The organism is Flavobacterium enshiense (assembly GCF_022836875.1).
In the GTDB taxonomy this organism is placed as follows: Bacteria; Bacteroidota; Bacteroidia; order Flavobacteriales; family Flavobacteriaceae; genus Flavobacterium; species Flavobacterium enshiense_A.
In genome coordinates, this window is the sequence record NZ_CP090376.1 from 784,785 (window position 1) to 803,171 (window position 18,387).

At 39.9% G+C, this 18,387-nt stretch carries 15 protein-coding genes; 5 read left to right on the plus strand and 10 right to left on the minus strand.

What is annotated here, in order from left to right; all coding sequences use genetic code 11:
* Genes LZF87_RS03530 through LZF87_RS03540 form a run of 3 tightly spaced genes read left to right on the plus strand, consistent with a single transcriptional unit; the run spans position 1 to position 3,385 of the window.
* On the plus strand, positions 1–1,353 hold the full coding sequence (locus LZF87_RS03530; RefSeq protein WP_244341856.1) for a tetratricopeptide repeat protein: 1,353 nt from the start codon (positions 1–3) through the stop codon (positions 1,351–1,353).
* Positions 1,353–2,117 (plus strand): DUF4292 domain-containing protein, encoded by a 765-nt coding sequence (locus tag LZF87_RS03535; RefSeq protein ID WP_244341857.1) that lies wholly within the window; start codon positions 1,353–1,355, stop codon positions 2,115–2,117. Before LZF87_RS03530 ends, LZF87_RS03535 begins: the two co-directional genes overlap by 1 nt.
* Before the next feature lie 20 nt (positions 2,118–2,137).
* Positions 2,138–3,385, plus strand: coding sequence for a murein hydrolase activator EnvC family protein (locus tag LZF87_RS03540; RefSeq protein WP_244341858.1), 1,248 nt, complete (start codon positions 2,138–2,140; stop codon positions 3,383–3,385).
* Positions 3,386–3,440: 55 nt separating this feature from the next.
* Here LZF87_RS03540 and LZF87_RS03545 read toward each other — a convergent pair whose 3' ends face one another.
* Positions 3,441–3,956: an acyl-CoA thioesterase gene (locus LZF87_RS03545; RefSeq protein ID WP_244341859.1), complete on the minus strand. Its 516-nt coding sequence runs from the start codon at positions 3,954–3,956 to the stop codon at positions 3,441–3,443.
* Between the two features lie 71 nt (positions 3,957–4,027).
* Positions 4,028–4,966 carry an SPOR domain-containing protein gene (locus LZF87_RS03550; protein ID WP_244341860.1) on the minus strand — a complete coding sequence of 313 codons (939 nt, stop codon included), beginning with the start codon at positions 4,964–4,966 and terminating at the stop codon, positions 4,028–4,030.
* A 271-nt stretch (positions 4,967–5,237) separates the two neighbouring features.
* On the opposite strand from LZF87_RS03550, the gene dprA reads away from it, so the two are divergent.
* Complete coding sequence (gene dprA, locus LZF87_RS03555; protein WP_244343699.1) at positions 5,238–6,341, plus strand: DNA-processing protein DprA; 1,104 nt, start codon at positions 5,238–5,240, stop codon at positions 6,339–6,341.
* Positions 6,342–6,370: 29 nt separating this feature from the next.
* Here dprA and trpS read toward each other — a convergent pair whose 3' ends face one another.
* Positions 6,371–7,342 (minus strand): tryptophan--tRNA ligase, encoded by a 972-nt coding sequence (gene trpS, locus LZF87_RS03560; RefSeq protein WP_244341861.1) that lies wholly within the window; start codon positions 7,340–7,342, stop codon positions 6,371–6,373.
* Positions 7,343–7,412: 70 nt separating this feature from the next.
* On the opposite strand from trpS, the gene LZF87_RS03565 reads away from it, so the two are divergent.
* Positions 7,413–8,177 (plus strand): lysophospholipid acyltransferase family protein, encoded by a 765-nt coding sequence (locus tag LZF87_RS03565; RefSeq protein ID WP_244341862.1) that lies wholly within the window; start codon positions 7,413–7,415, stop codon positions 8,175–8,177.
* 89 nt (positions 8,178–8,266) lie between these two features.
* Here LZF87_RS03565 and LZF87_RS03570 read toward each other — a convergent pair whose 3' ends face one another.
* The 7 genes from LZF87_RS03570 to LZF87_RS03600 all read right to left on the minus strand — a co-directional run bounded on the left by LZF87_RS03570 (position 8,267) and on the right by LZF87_RS03600 (position 18,197).
* Positions 8,267–10,051: an outer membrane beta-barrel protein gene (locus tag LZF87_RS03570; RefSeq protein WP_244341863.1), complete on the minus strand. Its 1,785-nt coding sequence runs from the start codon at positions 10,049–10,051 to the stop codon at positions 8,267–8,269.
* Positions 10,048–10,593 (minus strand): RNA polymerase sigma factor, encoded by a 546-nt coding sequence (locus LZF87_RS03575; protein ID WP_244341864.1) that lies wholly within the window; start codon positions 10,591–10,593, stop codon positions 10,048–10,050. Before LZF87_RS03575 ends, LZF87_RS03570 begins: the two co-directional genes overlap by 4 nt.
* A 14-nt stretch (positions 10,594–10,607) precedes the next feature.
* A complete protein-coding gene (locus LZF87_RS03580; RefSeq protein WP_244341865.1) occupies positions 10,608–11,024 on the minus strand; it encodes a hypothetical protein in 417 nt (138 codons plus the stop codon).
* A 93-nt stretch (positions 11,025–11,117) separates the two neighbouring features.
* Positions 11,118–12,122, minus strand: coding sequence for a recombinase RecA (gene recA / locus LZF87_RS03585; protein ID WP_244341866.1), 1,005 nt, complete (start codon positions 12,120–12,122; stop codon positions 11,118–11,120).
* A 306-nt stretch (positions 12,123–12,428) separates the two neighbouring features.
* Positions 12,429–13,796 (minus strand): efflux transporter outer membrane subunit, encoded by a 1,368-nt coding sequence (locus tag LZF87_RS03590; RefSeq protein WP_244341867.1) that lies wholly within the window; start codon positions 13,794–13,796, stop codon positions 12,429–12,431.
* The gene (locus tag LZF87_RS03595) at positions 13,789–16,953 is read right to left on the minus strand and encodes an efflux RND transporter permease subunit (RefSeq protein ID WP_244341868.1); all 3,165 of its coding nucleotides are present in this window, start codon (positions 16,951–16,953) and stop codon (positions 13,789–13,791) included. The genes LZF87_RS03590 and LZF87_RS03595 overlap by 8 nt, the downstream gene beginning before the upstream one ends.
* 2 nt (positions 16,954–16,955) lie before the next feature.
* On the minus strand, positions 16,956–18,197 hold the full coding sequence (locus LZF87_RS03600) for an efflux RND transporter periplasmic adaptor subunit (RefSeq protein ID WP_244341869.1): 1,242 nt from the start codon (positions 18,195–18,197) through the stop codon (positions 16,956–16,958).
* Positions 18,198–18,387: the final 190 nt, after the last annotated feature.

Below are 18,387 nucleotides of genomic sequence, written 5' to 3' on the forward strand. Positions count from 1 at the left end.
ATGAAAGTGAAGGTTTGGATAAAAGGGGTAACTGTTTTGGGAATCATGCTGTTCTCAGGGTTGTCTTTTGCCCAAACTGAACCGGATTCCATTGCCATTGCCAAAAATGAATTCGAAGAGCATTTCTTTGAAGCGTTAAAGCAAAAAGGCATCGAAAATTATGATAAAGCTATCGTTGAGATTGAAAAATGCCTGGTGAAAGAACCCAACAATCCGGTTTTACATCACGAGTTGGGAAAAAATTACCTGGCGCTGAAAAAATATCCTGAAGCGCAAAGGGCTTTCCAGAAAGCGGTCGACCTGAATCCAAAAGAACGCTGGTACTGGAACGGTCTGTATGACGTTTACTATGAAACAAAAGATTATCCGAATTCGATTATCGTGGTTCAGAAACTGATTGAATTTGATAAAGAATTTCAGGATGATTTGGTTTCGTTGTACATGTACACCCGTCAGTTCGAAAAGGCCTTGGCATTGATTGAGGAAATGGAACGCACGTCGAATATTTCTCAGATGATGGAAACCTATAAACTTCAGATCCTGAGCGAGAACCAGTACAAAAAGCCACAAAAGGAACAACTGGAAGAGGCTATTGCGAAATATCCGAAGGTGGAAGAAAACTACATTCAGCTGATTTATCTGTATTCCGAAAGCAATCAGGAGGAAAAAGCAATGGAAGTGGCTAAGAAATTAGAACAGAATATTCCAAATTCCGATTGGGCTCAGGTAAGTCTGTTTAAGTTCCATCTGAATGCCGGCAACGGTGAAAAAGCAGCTCAGGCGATGCATGCCATCATGAAGAGTTCTAAAATAGAACAAAAGATAAAACACCGGGTTTTAAACGAATTCCTGATTTTTGTCAACAATACCAATGCATTCGACAAAGAACTGGAATTAGCTGTAGATTATTTTAGCGATGATACTACCGTAAATGTACCGAAGGAAATCGGTATCTTCTTTTTAAACAAAAAGAAAACAGATAAGGCTATTCATTATTTTGAGAAAAGTTTGTTGAAACAAAAAGACGATATACTCGTCATAGAATTATTGTTGCAGGCTTATACTGACACCAATCAGTTTGACAAAGTATACAAATGTGCCGAAGATTATATGGAAATATATCCCACTCAGGCTCGACTCTATTATTACGCTGGTTTGGCTCAAAATCAAATGAAGAATTATAAGAAAGCGGCTTCGATTTTAAATTCGGGAATAGATTTTGTAGTAGATGATATCGATCTGGAAATTAATTTCAACATTCAGTTGGGAGAAGCTTATAATGGCTTAGGGGATCAAAATAAAAAATATTCCTATTTCAATAGGGCGGAGCAATTGTTAAAACAAAAAAAATAATGCAGAAGTGGTTTGCGGTCTTCGGACTTCTTTTTCTTTTTTCCTGTAAATCAAAACAGATGGTGGCTGAAAGTGGTGTTTCCAAAAATGTAGCGGTTTCCAAAATCATTTCCGGCCATTATGCCAACAGTAAGGATTTTGAAACGCTAAATATTAAGGCAAATGCCCGTTATGAAGACGATAAGCAAACCCAGAACGTAACTGCGGAAATCCGTATCAAAAAAGATGAAAAAATTCTGGTAATCGTTCGTTTCTTTGGGATTACAATGGCAAAAGCGATGATTACTCCGGAAAAAGTAAGCTATTACGAAAAAATCAACGGAAAATATTTTGAGGGGAATTATTCGCTTTTAAGCAAATGGCTGGGAACGGACCTCGATTTTCAGAAAGTCCAAAATTTGTTCCTCGGATTGGCATTGGACGACCTTACTAAAGGACATTATGTAGAAACTCTTGATAACAATCTGCACAGATTAAGAAGTGAAACCAATGGGAACACTGAGAAGGAATTTTTATTTGAAGGAGCCAATTATCTCCTGAAAAAGGAAATTCTTACCCAAAAAAGAGAAGGGAGATCACTGGAAATCAATTACCTTACTCACAAGGAATCTCCAAAAGGAATTATGCCGTTTGATATTGCTATCCAGGCGTTGCAAAAAGATAAAGTTAACATAGCAATAGGGTATAATTCAGTTTCCTTCGATGAAGAATTATCTTTTTCCTATGATGTGCCGGATGGCTATGAACAAATTTTTATTGACTAAATTTGCCAAAATTATTTACAATGCATAAACTACTGCTCTCTATATTTTTCTTCTGTTTGGCCACTGTTGCGTGGGCGCAATCTAATGACGATAAACAGCGTCAATTGGAGGAACGAAGAGCTCAGCTTCAGAAAGAAATTCAGGAAACACAAGTTCGTCTTCAGGAAGAAAGAAAAAAGGAAAAAAATATTTTGGGTCAGATCGCGCAGCAGAATAAAAAAATTCAGTTGAGTCAAAAACTGATTACTACCACTTCAAAACAGAAACGTGTGCTTTCAGATGACATTTATCTGAAACAGTTGGAAATCAATAAGCTGAACAGGGAATTGAAAGACCTGAAAGCGGATTATGCTAATATGATTGTGAAGTCATACAAAAGCCGTTCAGAGCAAAGCCGCTATATGTTTATCCTTTCGTCACAGAACTTCCTTCAGGCCTACAAACGCATGCAATACATGAAACAATATGCAAGTTTCAGGAAAATGCAGGGTGAGGAAATTAAAATGAAAACCAATCAGTTGAGCCAGGTTACAGCGGTATTGGAAGTTAAGAAAAAGGAAAAGGAGAAAGTAATTAAAGAAAGTGAGCAGGAAAAACGCGAGTACGAAAAGGATAAAGCCGAACAACAGCGATTGGCCAAAATAGTTCAGAAAGACAAGAAAAAACTAACTGCTGAAATCAAGAAAAAGCAAGCGGAATCCAAAGCCATCGACAAGCAAATCAAACGAATGATTCGTGAGGCGATTGCTGCGGCCAACAAAAAAGCCGCTGCCTCCGGGAAAACGATTGTGAAATCCGCTTCTGGGGCGGCTGATCCGGCAAAATTTGTCTTGACGACAGAAGGAAAAGAATTGGCAGATAACTTTAAAGCGAATAGGGGAAGATTGCCATGGCCTGTTGAAAAAGGATATGTTTATTCTTCTTTCGGAACGCATCAGCACCCAGAGTATCCGGATCTTACCATTACCAACAGTGGTGTGGAAATAGCAACAGAATCGGGTTCGAATGCAAGGGCGGTTTTTAGTGGAGAAGTGTTGCAGATTCAAGTGCTCAATGCAAACAACAAGGCGGTCTATATTCAACACGGGGATTACATTACCGTGTACCAAAACCTTAAGACTGTGTCGGTTTCCAAGGGTGACAAGGTGAGTGCCAAGCAAACCATTGGTAAAATCCATACCAGTTCCAGTGGTAAGGCGGTTGTCAAATTCATGATTTTCCAAAATACGACGACGCTCAATCCGCAGAGTTGGATTAGTAATATGTAATAAAAAAGCCGTTTGAATCTCAAACGGCTTTTTTATTTATATCTAATGAAATGTGTTATTCGATTGCAAAAAGGGCTTTCAGTTCGGTAGCGTCTGCAGGTTTCATTTTGCCGGCCAAAATCAAGCTTAATTGTTTTCTTCTTAATGCCGCTTCAAAGCGTTTTTTGTCTTCTTCTGTTTCTGGTACAACTTGCGGAACCTCGACTGGTCTTCCGGTATCATCCACCGCAACAAAGGTGTAAATGGCTTGCCCTACATTGTTTTTAATTCCTGTTTCTCGGTCTTCAGTCCATACATCGCTCACAATTTCCATGGAACTGGTAAAGGTTCTTGAAACCCTTGCTTCAATGGTTACCACGGCGCCTAAAGGAATGGCTCTGTTAAAAGCTACATGGTTTACCGAGGCGGTTACGCAAATTCTGCGCGAATGTCTTCGTGCGGTTATGCTGGCCGCACGGTCAATACGCGCTAGCAATTCACCTCCAAAAAGATTGTTAAGTGGATTGGTTTCCCCAGGCAAAACCAAGTCGGTTAAGACGGTTACGGAGTCGGTTGGTTTTTTGTCTTGCATAGCATGTATGTTTTTGCAAATTTAGCAATAAAAGCATAAAAAAATCCTCAAAAATTGAGGATTTAATAATTTTATAATTCTTTAATCAGCACCCAAGCTTCTTTGTTGTGTGATTTTTGAATTTCTTTCATTTTGGTTTGTGCTTCTGTATAGCTGGAATAGCTTCCATATAAAACAGGGAACAATCCAAATTGATTTTTCTCTAAACGAATTGGTTCAAAACCTAATGTTTTTATTTCATTAAAGATCTTGGTTGCATTTTGCTCATTACGGAACGAACCGGCTACAATATGATATGGTTTTTTAGTATTTTCGGAAACGTTCAGCGTAACAGCCGGCAGCGGATTTTCAATAAAGAATGTTGCCTGTTGGATTTTGTTTTCCACTTTTTGCTGAACGGCTTTTTCAACCATCAGGCTATCGTTGGCAAACTCTTGCTCGTACTGGTATTTATAAGCGGCTCCTCCAGCGCCAAGAGTCATGACAATGGCTGCGGCATATTTCAGGAACGAATAATTTTTCTTTCTTTCCGGAGTGAAAACAATCGGAGCTTTCTCTTCTAAAGCTTCTACCTGCGCTTTTAAAACTTCACGTTGGATCGATGGAGTAACCACAGGGCTCAATCCAAAAGCATCTGCCAGATAATTTACAGAAGAGATAGGTTCAAAAACCCAATTCCATTCGGCGTTTACCGAAATTTCACCAATGTTTTTCAGTATCAGGTTTTCTCTTCGCTGCAATTGGTCTTTCCAAACGGCTACCTCACTCTGTACTGCACTTACGGCTTCTTCATAGGAAATTTTTTCCTGTAATGAAACATGGTTTGCTAGCAGTCCGTCATTGTTTTTCAAATGCGGATTAAACGAAATAACCTTCTTCGGAGGAAAGAAAGTGTTCGCGTTTTCGTCAAGTTTTGCCGATTGGATTTCTGTTAGAAATGCACCGAAACCGGGCACAGTAACACACTGGTAACGGTAGAGTAGGGCCGAGATGTAGTTTTCAATCTTCATATCTACAAATTTAATTATTCAATAAGCACAACCAAAAATTATCAACAAATTTTATTAACAATCGCGTTTTTTGTTCTAAAGTTTTGGAAGCGAATGGCTTGGGTGTTTTTGGAGACCATTTTCCCGCTTTCCTTCCTCGCGAAGAAAAATCGGGATCCATTCTCCCGATAGCTATCGAGACGGGGCTAAGGGAGTTGCTATTTTTTCTTTTGTAATCTTTTTATTTCAATATTTAAAAAAAATGTTTTCCTTTGACGCTCATTTATACGCCATGACAACATCTGATTTATATTACACACTCGCTTTGTTAAAAGTAGAAGGAGTTGGGGACATTGTCGCCAAAAAACTTATTAACCATTGTGGCTCAGCCGAAAGGGTTTTTAAAACCAAAAAATCCCATCTTCTAGCCATCGATGGCGTTGGAGAAGTGCTTTTCAAAAATCTTCAGAATACTTCCGTGTTCGATATGGCTCAATCCGAACTCCGATTCATCGAAAGGGAAAACATTGATTTTACGTTTTATCAGGAAACTCACTATCCTGAAAAACTCAAACATTGCATTGACAGTCCCGCGGTTTTGTTTCAATCTGGAAACATTGATCTGCAGAACCGGAAACTTATTTCCATTGTAGGCACCCGCCAAATTACCAGTTACGGAACCGATTTCACAAGAAAATTAATCGAAGATTTAGCGCCTTTAAATCCGGTCATTGTAAGTGGTTTTGCTTACGGTGTGGATATCGTCGCACATCAGACGGCTATCGATTTCGGTTTACAGACCATCGGCGTATTGGCGCACGGACTGAATCAGATCTATCCTAAAATGCATAAAAAATATATCTGTAGAATGGAGCAAAATGGCGGATTTATTACTGAATTTTGGAGTTCTTCCAGTCCGGAAAGGGAAAATTTCATCAGGCGTAACCGCATAGTTGCCGGAATGACGGAAGCAACAATTGTGATAGAAAGTGCCGAAAAAGGAGGTTCCCTGATTACAGCAAACATTGCCAACGACTACAACCGGGATGTCTTTGCCGTCCCGGGACGAAGCAGCGATAAGTACAGTCAGGGATGCAACAATCTTATCAAAACGCAACGCGCACATCTGCTGACCTCCGCTGCTGATATCATTTATATGCTGAATTGGGAGCTAGAAGAAAAAAGCCGAAAACCTGTTCAGAAGCAACTGTTTGTTTCTTTGGAACCGGAGGAGCAAAAAGTGTACGACTATCTTCAAAAAAACGGAAAGGAATTATTGGACATCATCGCTTTGGAATGTGAGCAGCCGATTTTTAGGATTTCCTCACTGTTATTGAACATGGAACTCAAGGGGGTCATTCGCCCGCTTCCGGGCAAGCTTTTTGAAGCGGTATAAAAAAAGCGACATGATTGTCGCTTTTCTATTTATTCAAATCCTAATTTTTCTCTGACTCTGGCCAAAACAGCATCCGCTATTTTATGCGCTTTTTCGGCACCCATTTTTAACAGGCGATCTACTTCTTCCAAGTTGTTTATGTAATGATTGTATTTGGTTCTTTCAGTTTCAAATTTGGATACAATCAGTTCGAACAGTTCCTGTTTTGCATGTCCGTAGCCGTAATTTCCGCCCAAATAATTGGCTCTCATTTTTTCGATTTGTTCAGGAGTAGCCAATAAACTGTAGATGGCAAAAGCATTACAAGTGTCCGGGTTTTTCGGATCTTCCAGCGACGTGCTGTCCGTTTGGATATTCATTACTTGTTTACGGAGCGCTTTATCGTCAAGGAAGATATTGATGAAATTATTTCGGGACTTACTCATTTTTTCTCCATCAGTTCCCGGAATGATCATCGTGCCCTCGTCGGTCTTCGCTTCTGGTAATACAAATGTTTCTCCCATCTGGAAATTGAAACGGGATGCTACATCGCGTGTGATTTCAACGTGTTGCAATTGATCTTTCCCTACCGGGACAAATTCGGCATCATACAATAGAATGTCGGCTGCCATCAGCATTGGATAAGTGAATAAACCGGCATTCACATCCTCTAGGCGGTCGGCTTTGTCTTTAAAAGAATGGGCCAATGTCAGTCGCTGAAACGGAAAAAAACAACTCAAATACCATGATAATTCGGCAGTTTGCGGCACATCACTCTGACGGTAAAAAACCACTTTGTCAACATCTAAGCCACAAGCAAGCCATGCAGCTGCAGTACTGTAGGTGTTTTCACGTAACGTTTTTCCGTCTTTAATCTGGGTTACCGAATGGAAATCGGCAATAAAAAGAAACGGTTCGTTTTCGGGTTGATTTGCCATTTCGATAGCAGGCAAAATCGCGCCCAAAAGATTTCCCAAGTGTGGTGTTCCTGTACTTTGAACTCCGGTTAATATTTTTGCCATTTGTAAAAAAATTTACGCAAAGGTAAGCGTTTTGCCAAAATGTTTGTCCTGAATTGTTACTTTTGATACTATGAAAATTTTCAAGATTGTTTTCTGGACACTTTGGCGTACTTGGTTTTACGTATTGGTTGTGGTACCAATCCTAGTGTTGTTTCCTTTACTGTTTTTATCAATCCTTTCTGAAAGAACATATCCGCAGTTTTTTGTGCTGGCCCGAATTTGGGCAAGAATTATCTTTTACGGAATGGGGTTTCGTTATGAGGTCGAAGAAGAATACAAAATGGAAGTCGGCAAAAGTTATGTGCTGGTGGCAAATCATACATCAATGATGGACATTATGCTTATGTTTCTTTTGGTGAAGAGACATCCGTTTGTTTTTGTTGGTAAGATGGAACTGGTCAATCTGCCTATTTTTGGGTTTTTCTACAAACGTACTTGTATTTTAGTGGATCGGAACAGTTTCAAAAGTCGTTTCGCTGTTTTTGAACGGGCACAGAAAAGAATCAATCAGGGTTTGAGCATCTGTATTTTTCCCGAAGGGGGCGTTCCGGAAGACGAGAGCATTATTTTAGATGAGTTTAAGGACGGTGCTTTTCGTATCGCGATCGAGCACCAATTGTCTATTTTGCCAATGACTTTCGGCGGAACAAAAGAACATTTTTCATTCACTTTTTTCAGCGGTAGTCCCGGAAAAATGAGAATCAAAATCCATCAGCCAATCGAGACATCCGGTAAAACACTAAACCATAAAAAAGAACTCAAGGAAAAGGTACATCATGTTATTTTAGAACAGCTTTTAAAATTTGAAAATAATAGAAATAAAAAAGCACTCTAACCCAAAAGAGTGCTTTTTACGTCACTTCCCACCACAGAAATGACTACTTAACTAAAACTTAACTAAAACTTAACTAAACTAACTTTAACTTAAAAACGATAACTTATACCGCTGTAGATCCCCATAAAATAAGGCTTGAAATTTCCAGCGTTATTGTCGTATGTGTTGATCTGGTATTTTAGCATGGGTTCAACGTTTGCATGAAGATTTCTCATGAAACTGTAATGTAATCCCAATCCGATATTGGTACTGAAATGTAATTTGTTAAGATTGTTTGCTTCGCCAATAATAAGACTGGTGTCAGATGAAACTACCGAAACTTTGTTGTCATTCAGTAAAAAGGAGCTCACTCCTCCGATTACATCAATCCCAAATTTTCTATCTAAAATTTTATAAGTAAGTTCAACAGGAACTTCTACATAATTTATTTTGTGGTTTAAATTACCGCTGTAACGCGTCGTAACAATGCCGTTTTCGTCATGGGCAATGCTTTTCGGACTAGGGTTTTCAATAACAAGACCGGATCCGTTACCGTTTTCATTTACATGTTCTAAACCGGAACCTTCAGAAGAGCGATAGTAGGTGATATCATTGGTGCTGTATTCAATATTGAGAACATTCACCCCTGTTCGTACGGACCATTTTTTATTCAATTCGTATTTTAGTCCGGCACCATAACTCATGCTGGTTTGGTAGCTTTTGGAATTTTCATCGAATTTAGCATCCAAAGAAGATCTCGAACCATTCAGATTCATATAGATAGGTGAAAAATTGGTGCTTACGACCCATTTGGATTTTTTCTCTGTTTGGTCTTTGGAATCTTTTTCTTCCGTCTTTTTCTTAGTCTTCGCGCTTTCGGCAATTTTGTTTTGTTTTGCCGCCAGAGAATCTGATTTTATGATAGTATTTTCTTTAAAGCTGGTGCTTGATTTGCTGTCAATTCCAGATTTAGCGTTGGTATTGGCAACCGCTACTTTTGTGTTCTCTTTTGTCTCCGCGGATAATGTTATTGCTGCAGTATTATAAGTTGCAGCTTCTTTCTTCTGAACGTATTTGGTGCCTGCTTCATAGGCCACTTTAGAAGTGTTGATGTAAGGGTCAAAATCAGCATCATTGTTATTTACATCATTTAAATCTGTTTCCTGTATACTGTTAACTTGAGAAGGATTTTCGTTAGCTGCAACCAAAATATTTTTCCCCTCCGGGTTAGTGATTGGGCCTTGCTTAATGACGTTGTGCTTATCTGTTGAACTTAATTTATGGTCCTTGTCAGTTGTGGCTTTTGATGTGTTCAAAGCTAAAGAAGAATTGGTACTGTTTTCTGATAAGGTTTCAGAAACCGCAATTCTGTTTTTATCCGATTTATCTTTTGTTTTTGAACGAGAAGGATGTGCGCCATTTAATCGGTCATTTAGATAGAGGTCTTCGGAACCAACAGCGTTTTTGTTATTTCCATTGAAATGCGTTTTGTCTGAATCTTTAGAATTGGTAATACCGGCTTTCTCTTCATTATGAACAACAGTATTGTTTTTATTTGCAGTATTTTCGAATGAGTCGGATTTAACGATGGTGTTTTTAGAAATATTCCTTTTGGTTTCCGTATTGTTTCCAAGTGCTGATTTGTCGTCCGTTGCTTTGTCTGCAGTATTCATAATGCCGAAAGGTCCTGCAACAAAGGTTGTGGCAAGAGAAAACCCAATTAAAACGAAGGCGACATAACTGCATAATCTGATCCATGATGAAAGAGGCTTGATTTCTTTTTTACCAGTATTGATGCTAGGCTGAATGTTCTCCCATACCCTATCGGAAGGAGTCACTTCAAAGTCCTTGAATTTTTCTTTAAAAAGGCGGTCTATGTTATTTAATTCGCTCATTTTATGAATGAGAATTTTTTATTTGCGTGATGCGATTCAATTTTGTCTTTTAAAATCATTCGGGCCCGGGCCAGATTGGATTTGGATGTTCCGACGGTTATCTTAAGCATTTCGGCTATCTCTTTGTGTGAATAATCGTCAACTACATATAGATTGAAAACAAGGCGGTATCGGTCAGGGAGCTTTTGGATTATGGAAACCAGAAAATCCATGGTGAGTGAATCTTCTTCTATCTCTACATCAGGTGAGTCAGGAATGTTCTCATGTACAATTTCAAAAATGCCTTCTGTGCGGTATTTTTGCAAAATGTGATTGATCAGTACTCTTTTAGCCCAGCCTTCAAAAGAACCTTTAAATTCAAACTTGTTTATTTTTTCGAAAATCAATATAAATCCGTCTTGCAAATTATCTTCGGCTTCAGTGTAATTTCTGGAATATTTTAAACTGACACCAAACAGTTTGGGGGCAAGGAGTCTGTACAGCTGCTCTTGCGCGGCCGTATCCTTTTTTTGACAGTTATATATGATTTGTTCTAACCCCAATGTGATACTGTAATTTATTCGACAAAAATGGTATAAGTCAAGAACAAATCGACCCCGTTACTGTTTTTTCCTTTCCAAAATTTTAATGTGCATTCTCCCGTTTGATCCGGATTAAATTTTAAAGTCTGCGTTGTCATATTTCCGTTTTGTAAGGAAGTACAACCTCCTTCAGAATCTTTGGAAACAATTGATTCAACTGCAATGGTTCTTATGGAACCGTCTTTTTCGAAATAAATTTTATTAAAAGAGTGACATTCCGTTGGTTGAAGGAATTTTATTTTGATATTGCTTTCTTTGTTAATTCTAAAAATAGTAGGCAAGTTCACTTCGCTCACCGGCAACAATTCATACGTTACAGTTTCTGTCTCCGACTCTTTACTGCAGGATAAATAAAGAAAAGGAATCAGAAGTAATAAAAAAATATTTCTCATTTAAAAGGTTGTTGTTGCTATTAAGATGAAATAGAGTCTAAAAGGTTGCGTGTGAAAAACAAAAATCCCGAAAATTTTTCGGGATTTTTATATTTAGTTGTTGTTGATTTTGATCAACTCTTTAATTTTTTGCTCCAGTTCATCCATTAATTCCGGATTATCCTTAATTAAAGCTTTTACAGCATCACGTCCCTGACCCAATTTAGTGTCTCCATAACTGAACCATGAACCACTTTTCTTGATGATTTCAAATTCCACAGCCAAGTCTAAAACTTCTCCTGTTTTTGAAATACCTTCACCATACATGATGTCGAATTCGGCCGTACGGAACGGTGGCGCAACTTTGTTTTTTACAATTTTCACTTTGGTGCGGTTCCCCAATACATTTTCCCCGTCTTTGATTTGGGTCGATTTACGGATGTCAATACGCACCGAAGCATAAAACTTCAAGGCATTACCTCCGGTAGTGGTTTCCGGATTTCCGAACATTACCCCGATTTTTTCACGCAACTGGTTGATGAAGAAAACAGTACAATTCGTTTTGTTGATGGTACCTGTTAATTTTCGTAAGGCCTGTGACATCAAGCGGGCGTGTAGTCCCATTTTAGAATCACCCATTTCACCTTCGATTTCACTTTTTGGTGTTAAAGCGGCAACCGAGTCGATTACTACCAGATCAATAGCTCCCGAACGGATTAGGTTTTCAGCAATTTCCAAAGCTTGTTCCCCGTTATCCGGTTGTGAAATGATCAGGTTGTCGATGTCTACTCCTAATTTCTGGGCATAAAAACGATCGAAAGCGTGTTCCGCATCGATAAACGCGGCGATTCCTCCCGTTTTCTGAGCTTCAGCAATGGCGTGTAAGGTTAATGTTGTTTTACCTGAAGATTCCGGACCGTAAATTTCGATGATTCTTCCGCGCGGATATCCGTTTACCCCTAAGGCTAAATCCACACCAAGAGAACCGGATGAAATGGTTTCTACTTCTTCCACTGCGGCATCTCCCAACTTCATTACGGTTCCTTTTCCGTAGGTTTTGTCCAACTTGTCTAAAGTTAATTGTAAGGCTTTTAATTTGGCTTCTTTCTCTGAACTCATGGTCTATAATTTTTGCTAAAAATAATGTTTTTTTTTAAGTTTCAAATAAGATGTTATCAATACCGATTCAAAAAACAGCAGAGGCTGATACTTACTGGTGAAGCGTCATTCAAAACCCGATAACATTGTAGTTTTTAAATTGTTAAAAGGGTAAACTACGGCTGTTTTTCGGAAAAGTATTTTACTACATTTTATTTTTGAGTATTCTTATAAAAATAGCTTAGCCGCAAATTCACAAATTTAGCCGATTGGCTTTTTGTGAATTTGCGGCCGGTGTCTGCTTTAGGTTTTTTTTAGAATCGTCTATTAATTCCATCCACCACCTAAAGCTCTGTATAAGTCTACTGTAGCGCTTAATTGCTGTTGAGTCAGTCTTGAAAGTTCCAATTCGGCTTCATATAAATTTCGTTGAACATCCAGTACTTCAAGGTAGGAAACATAACCATTGTAATATCTGGCATTGGATAATTCAAGATTCTTTCTGGCCGCCATCACTTGTTTGTTGCGTGCCTGCCATTCTTCTTTATACGTTTTCACATCTTTTAGCGACTGCTCCACTTCGGAAACGGCTATCAGATAGATTTTCTGATAAAAGAACTTGGATTGTTCGGCTTCCTGTCTGAAGATTTCTACCCTGCGTTTGTTTTTTCCGAAATTAAATATCGGACCAACCACACCTGCGGAAGCATTCTGCAAGTAGGAGCTGCTTAAGAACAGGTCGCTTAATTCAGAATTGGCAAAACCGGCCATCGCCGCAATGTTGAAAGACGGGTATCGCATGGCTTGTGCTACTCCGATTCTCTCGTTGGCGGCCATATAACGTAATTCTGCTTCTCTGATGTCCGGTCGGTTTTCGAGCAGTTTTGAAGGGAGTGAAAGCGGTATGTCGACTAGAATCCTTTGATCGTAGTTGGCTTTGCCTCGTTCAATTCTTCCTGGAACCTGTCCGATTAAAACGGAAATAACGTTTTCCAAAAAAGTGATTTGTCTTTCGATACGCGGAATTCCGGCTTCGGCAATGGCTACCTGCTGTTCAATCTGAACTTTGTCCACTTCCGATGTATAACCTTTCATAAATCGTTCGTTAATAATGTTGAACGATTCTTGTCTGGCAATTAAGGTTTTCTTTGTAATATCCAATTGATTGTCGAGATCCCTTAACTGAAAATAGGAAATGGCTATATTGCTGATAATCCCTGTCAATATTACTTTTCGGGCTTCATCGGTGGCTAATAATTCGGCGTTCAATGCTTTGTTTTCGTGGCGTACTTTACCCCAGAAGTCTAATTCCCAATTCATATTCGCACCCACATTAGACGGGATGAAAGCGTCCTTATTGGCGTTTACGGTACCGCTGTAATAGAATGAAGGGAGTAAATCGGCTTTCGAATAGCCTAATTCAGCCCGGGCACGTTCCAATCGGGCCAGTGCTATTTTCAGGTCGTAATTGTTTTCGATGCCTTTGTTGATAAGCCCTTCAAGAACATCGTCGTCGAAAACATCAAACCATTTCAGATTGACAACTGATTTGGCAGTGTCTATGGGGATTTCTGTATTTTGATACCGATCGGCTTTTTGTTCCTCGGGTCTTGAATATTTCGGACCTACCATACAACCCATCGGAAGCAGTGCCAGTCCTAAAACGACAATACCTATTTTAAATCTCTTACTCATGGCTTGTGGAATTTGGTTCACTATTATTTTCAGGCGGAATGGCTTCTTCTTTCTTTTTCCCGAAACTTTCTATGAATACGAAAAGTACAGGGATAAAACACACTCCCAATACTGTGGCGACCAACATTCCGCTAAACACCGCCGTTCCCATTACTTTACGTGCCTGTGCACCAGCACCGGATGCCGTTAATAATGGAACTACTCCTAAAATGAAGGCAAACGCGGTCATAAGAATAGGTCGGAATCGTAATTTAGCAGCCGTTAATGCAGACTCCAGTAACGGAACCCCTTTTTCGTATTCGGCTTTGGCAAATTCGACAATCAGAATGGCATTTTTAGCCGCCAGTCCGATGAGCAATACCAGCCCGATTTGCGCAAAAACGTTGTTTACATAGTCCGGACTGAACAGTTTGCAGAGGAACAATCCCAGGAACGCCCCAAATACGGCAAACGGAGTTCCCAGCAAAACGCTGAATGGGAGTTTCCAGCTTTCATACTGTGCGGCAAGAATCAGGAACACGAAGACCAAGGCCATTATGAATACGACATTTCCTTTTCCTTCGGCTGCCTTTTCCTGAAAACTCATGGCCGACCATTCATAGCCCATACTTTGAGGCAGGATTTCTTTGGCTGTTTCTTCCAGCGCTTTTAATGCCTGAGACGAACTATATCCGGGAGCCGGCGTTCCCCCAATTTCAGCCGAACGGTATAAATTGAATCGGTTGGTGAATTCGGGACCGGTTTCACGTTTGATTGTCGCAATGGAAGACAGCGGAACCATGTTGCCATCCTTCGATTTTATAAAAATTTTACTGATATCCGTAGGATTGATGAATTCATCTGGAACCCCTTGAATCAAAACGATGTACTGACGGCCGTATCGGTTGAATTCGTTGATGTACTGTCCTCCCAAATTGGCTCCGACGGTAGTGTTAACATCCGCTAGGGAAAGGTTCAGCTCCTTTACTTTGTCTCTGTCAATTTCCAGACGTATCTGAGGAACATTGGCATTAAATGTGGTTCGGATGGTACCAATTTCCGGATGTTTTTTGGCGGCATCCATAAAATTCTTGGTATTCTCGGCCAGGTATTGCGGAGTATTTCCTCCTTTGTCTTGTAACATCATGGTAAAACCGGCTGCATTTCCGATACCTGCAATAGGCGGAGGACCGAAGGCGAAGACCGTAGCATCTGTGATTTGTGTTAGGAATTTGGCATTCAATTCCTTCATGATCTGTGCCACGTTTTTGTCTCTGTGACTCCATTCTACCGGAGAAATGAAAATCAATGCATTACTTGTGGCATTGGAATTTTTCAGCAAACTGAATCCGGCATTAGTGGTGTAGAATTCGATGTTTTTATCCTGTGCAAGGATTTGTTCTACTTTTTTACAGACGTCACTCGTTCTTTCCAATGAAGAGGCAGAAGGCAATTCAACATTGATATAGAAGTATCCTTCATCTTCCTCGGGAACGAATCCGGTTGGGACTTTTTTTCCTAAAATAACTATGACGCCAACAACTATTCCGATGAAGATTAGGCTTCGCATGGTTTTTTTAATCAGATAGCCTGCCAATCCGGTGTATTTATTAGTGACAGAATCAAATACTCGGTTAAAGCCAGCAAAAAATCGGGCTAGCCAGCCTTTTTGTTCCTTGGCGGGTTTAAGCAACAATGCACATAAAGCCGGACTCAATGTTAAGGCATTGATGGCAGACAAAATAACCGATATCGCAATGGTGATGGCAAACTGTTGGTACAGTCGTCCCGTAATTCCGGGAGTCAATGCTACAGGTATGAATACTGCCGTAAGGACAATGGCAATTGCAATTACAGGTCCGGCCACTTCTTTCATGGCCTGATTGGTGGCTTCCCTCGGTGTCTTTCCGTGTTCAATGTGGTGCATGACCGCCTCCACAACAACAATGGCGTCGTCAACTACGATCCCAATTGCCAGTACCAGACCTAAGAGTGATAGCACATTTACTGAAAACCCTAAAAGCGGGAAGAACATAAATACCCCTATTAATGAAACGGGCACGGTAATCAACGGAATTAAAGTCGCTTTCCAGTTCTGAAGGAAGATGAATACCACGAGAATTACCAAAATTACGGCTTCAAAAAGCGTGTGAACAATTTCATTAATCCCTTCAGAAACAGCCAAAGTGGTATCCAAGGAAACGTCGTATTTCAAATCGTTCGGGAATTTTTCGCTTAATTGTGCAATGGTCTTTTTCACATTTTCAGCTACTTCCAAAGCATTGGATCCCGGCATTTGTTTGATACCGATAACACCAGCTGGTTTGCCGTTTAATCTGGCCTGGGTGAAATAATTTTCAGTTCCCAGCGAAACCGTGGCCACATCTTTTAGTCGGATTTGCTGGTTTTTTATATTCGATTTGACGATGATGTTTTCAAAATCCTCCTGTGTGACTAATCGGTCACTTAACATTACGTTATAAGTGAATTCGTTTCCGTTTTTTGCCGGAGGACCTCCGAATTTACCTCCGGGCGCAATTGCATTTTGCTCCTGAATGGCATTCAGTACATCCAGTGCGGTCATGTCATATTTGGCCAGCACATCCGGTTTTATCCATACACGCATGGCGTAATTACTTCCTCCGTAAAGCAGTACCTCTCCAACTCCTTTAATACGAGCCAAAGGGTCTACAACATTGATGGTAGCGTAATTGTTTAGAAAGTCAGCGTTGTATGTGTTGTTTGGTGAATGCAATGAAATCAGAAGCATGGGAACCAATAGCGATTTTTTGGTGGAAACCCCTGTGGTTCTTACGTCTTGTGGTAATTTAGGGGTGGCCTCCGAAACCCTGTTTTGGGTAAGCATAGTGGCTACATCCAAATTGGTTCCAATATCAAATGTAACGGAAAGCCCCATGTTACCGTCCCCCGCATTGGTGGATTGCATGTAGAGCATGTTTTCCACCCCATTTACTTTTTGCTCTATCGGCGTGGCAACTGCCTGCTCTACATTGATGGCATTAGCTCCCCTATAACTTCCGTTTATGTTGATGATAGGCGGGGCAATGTCCGGGAATTTAGAGACAGGAGTGGACCTTAATGAGAGAAATCCGATAATTACGATTAAAATGGAGAGCACAATGGCGACAATGGGCCTCCTTACGAAAAAATGATCCATAATTATTCGGTTTGATTTGAGACATTTTTTTCACTGCTTTCAGCAAATGGGACGGGTTCAACAACCGAGCCGGGCTGAACAAATAAGGTACCTACTATGGCTACACGGTCACCCGATTCCAGTCCTTTGGATATGATCCAGTCTGTTCCTATTTTTTCACCTACTTCTACCACTTTTACCTGAATTTTCTTGGTCTGGTCAATGGCATAAATCTGATAAATGCCCTGCATTTCTGTAACTGCTTTTTGCGGAATAACAACAGCGTCTTTTTGAGTCGTTACCACAATACGGATTTTTACAAATTGTCCGGCACGTATGATTCCTTCCGGATTAGGGAATTGGGCTTCGAAGGTTACGGTTCCCGTCGTGGGATCGACTTTGGCATCGGAAAAATTCATTTTTCCTTTGTAGGCATAAGTGCTTCCGTCAGATAGGATCAATTCCAAATCGGTTAGGGTGGGTTGTGTTCTTCCGAATTTTTTCTGATATTGTAAAAAAGAAGCTTCACTGACAGCGAAACGAACACGCACTTCGTTTAATCTGGAAACGGTGTTCAAATGTGCAGTATTTCCTATTCTTGAAATATAATCACCTATTCGGGCGTTGCTTATTCCGATAACACCATCAACGGGAGCGTAAATGTTACAGTAGCCTCGTTCTATTTGTTGGTTTCTCAAACTGGCTTGGGCACTTGCAAGGCTGGATTTTGTAGTTTTTACTCTGGCAATGGCGGCGTCGAGTTCTCTTTTACTTACCGCATTCATTTCGGCCAAAGGTTTTATTCTTTTTAATTCTTCCTCTGCATTTACGTAGTTGCTATTAAAGGCGGCTACTTGTCCTTTTTCACGCTCAACCTTTGTGTCATATTCGATAGGATCAATCGTATATAACAACTGTCCTTTTCGTACCCTGTCACCCTCTTTAAAATGGATGCCCTGCAAGATGCCGTCCACCCTCGCTACTAGATCAACGTCTAAATCTCCAAATGTCTGTGCGGGATATTCCCTGAAAACCGGGACATCACTTTTTTCAACGACTACATATGGGACTTTTATAGGAGGGATAACTTTTTCTTCTTTCTTGCAGGAAATCCATATGCATGATAAGAAGAACAGTATCAACACGATTTTTGATTTTTTTAGAGCATTCATCTTGGTTTCCTTTTTAAAAATTATATAATAGCCGATTCTTATTTCTTTCCAATTTGGCATTTCCTGAGTGCCAATTATTTGATAACGTTGCATGCTTTTCGGAATTTAATTGAAACAAACAATTAAGTCCTGGAAATAATTTAAACGTGATTGGGGCAATAACTTTAAAAAATGCCACTGGCGGCACCGTGAATTCTTAAAAAATAGTTGGTATGCTTTCATACAAATATAAAAAATCTTACATTAATTCAGCTGTTTTTGAGATAATTACATTTTATTTTCG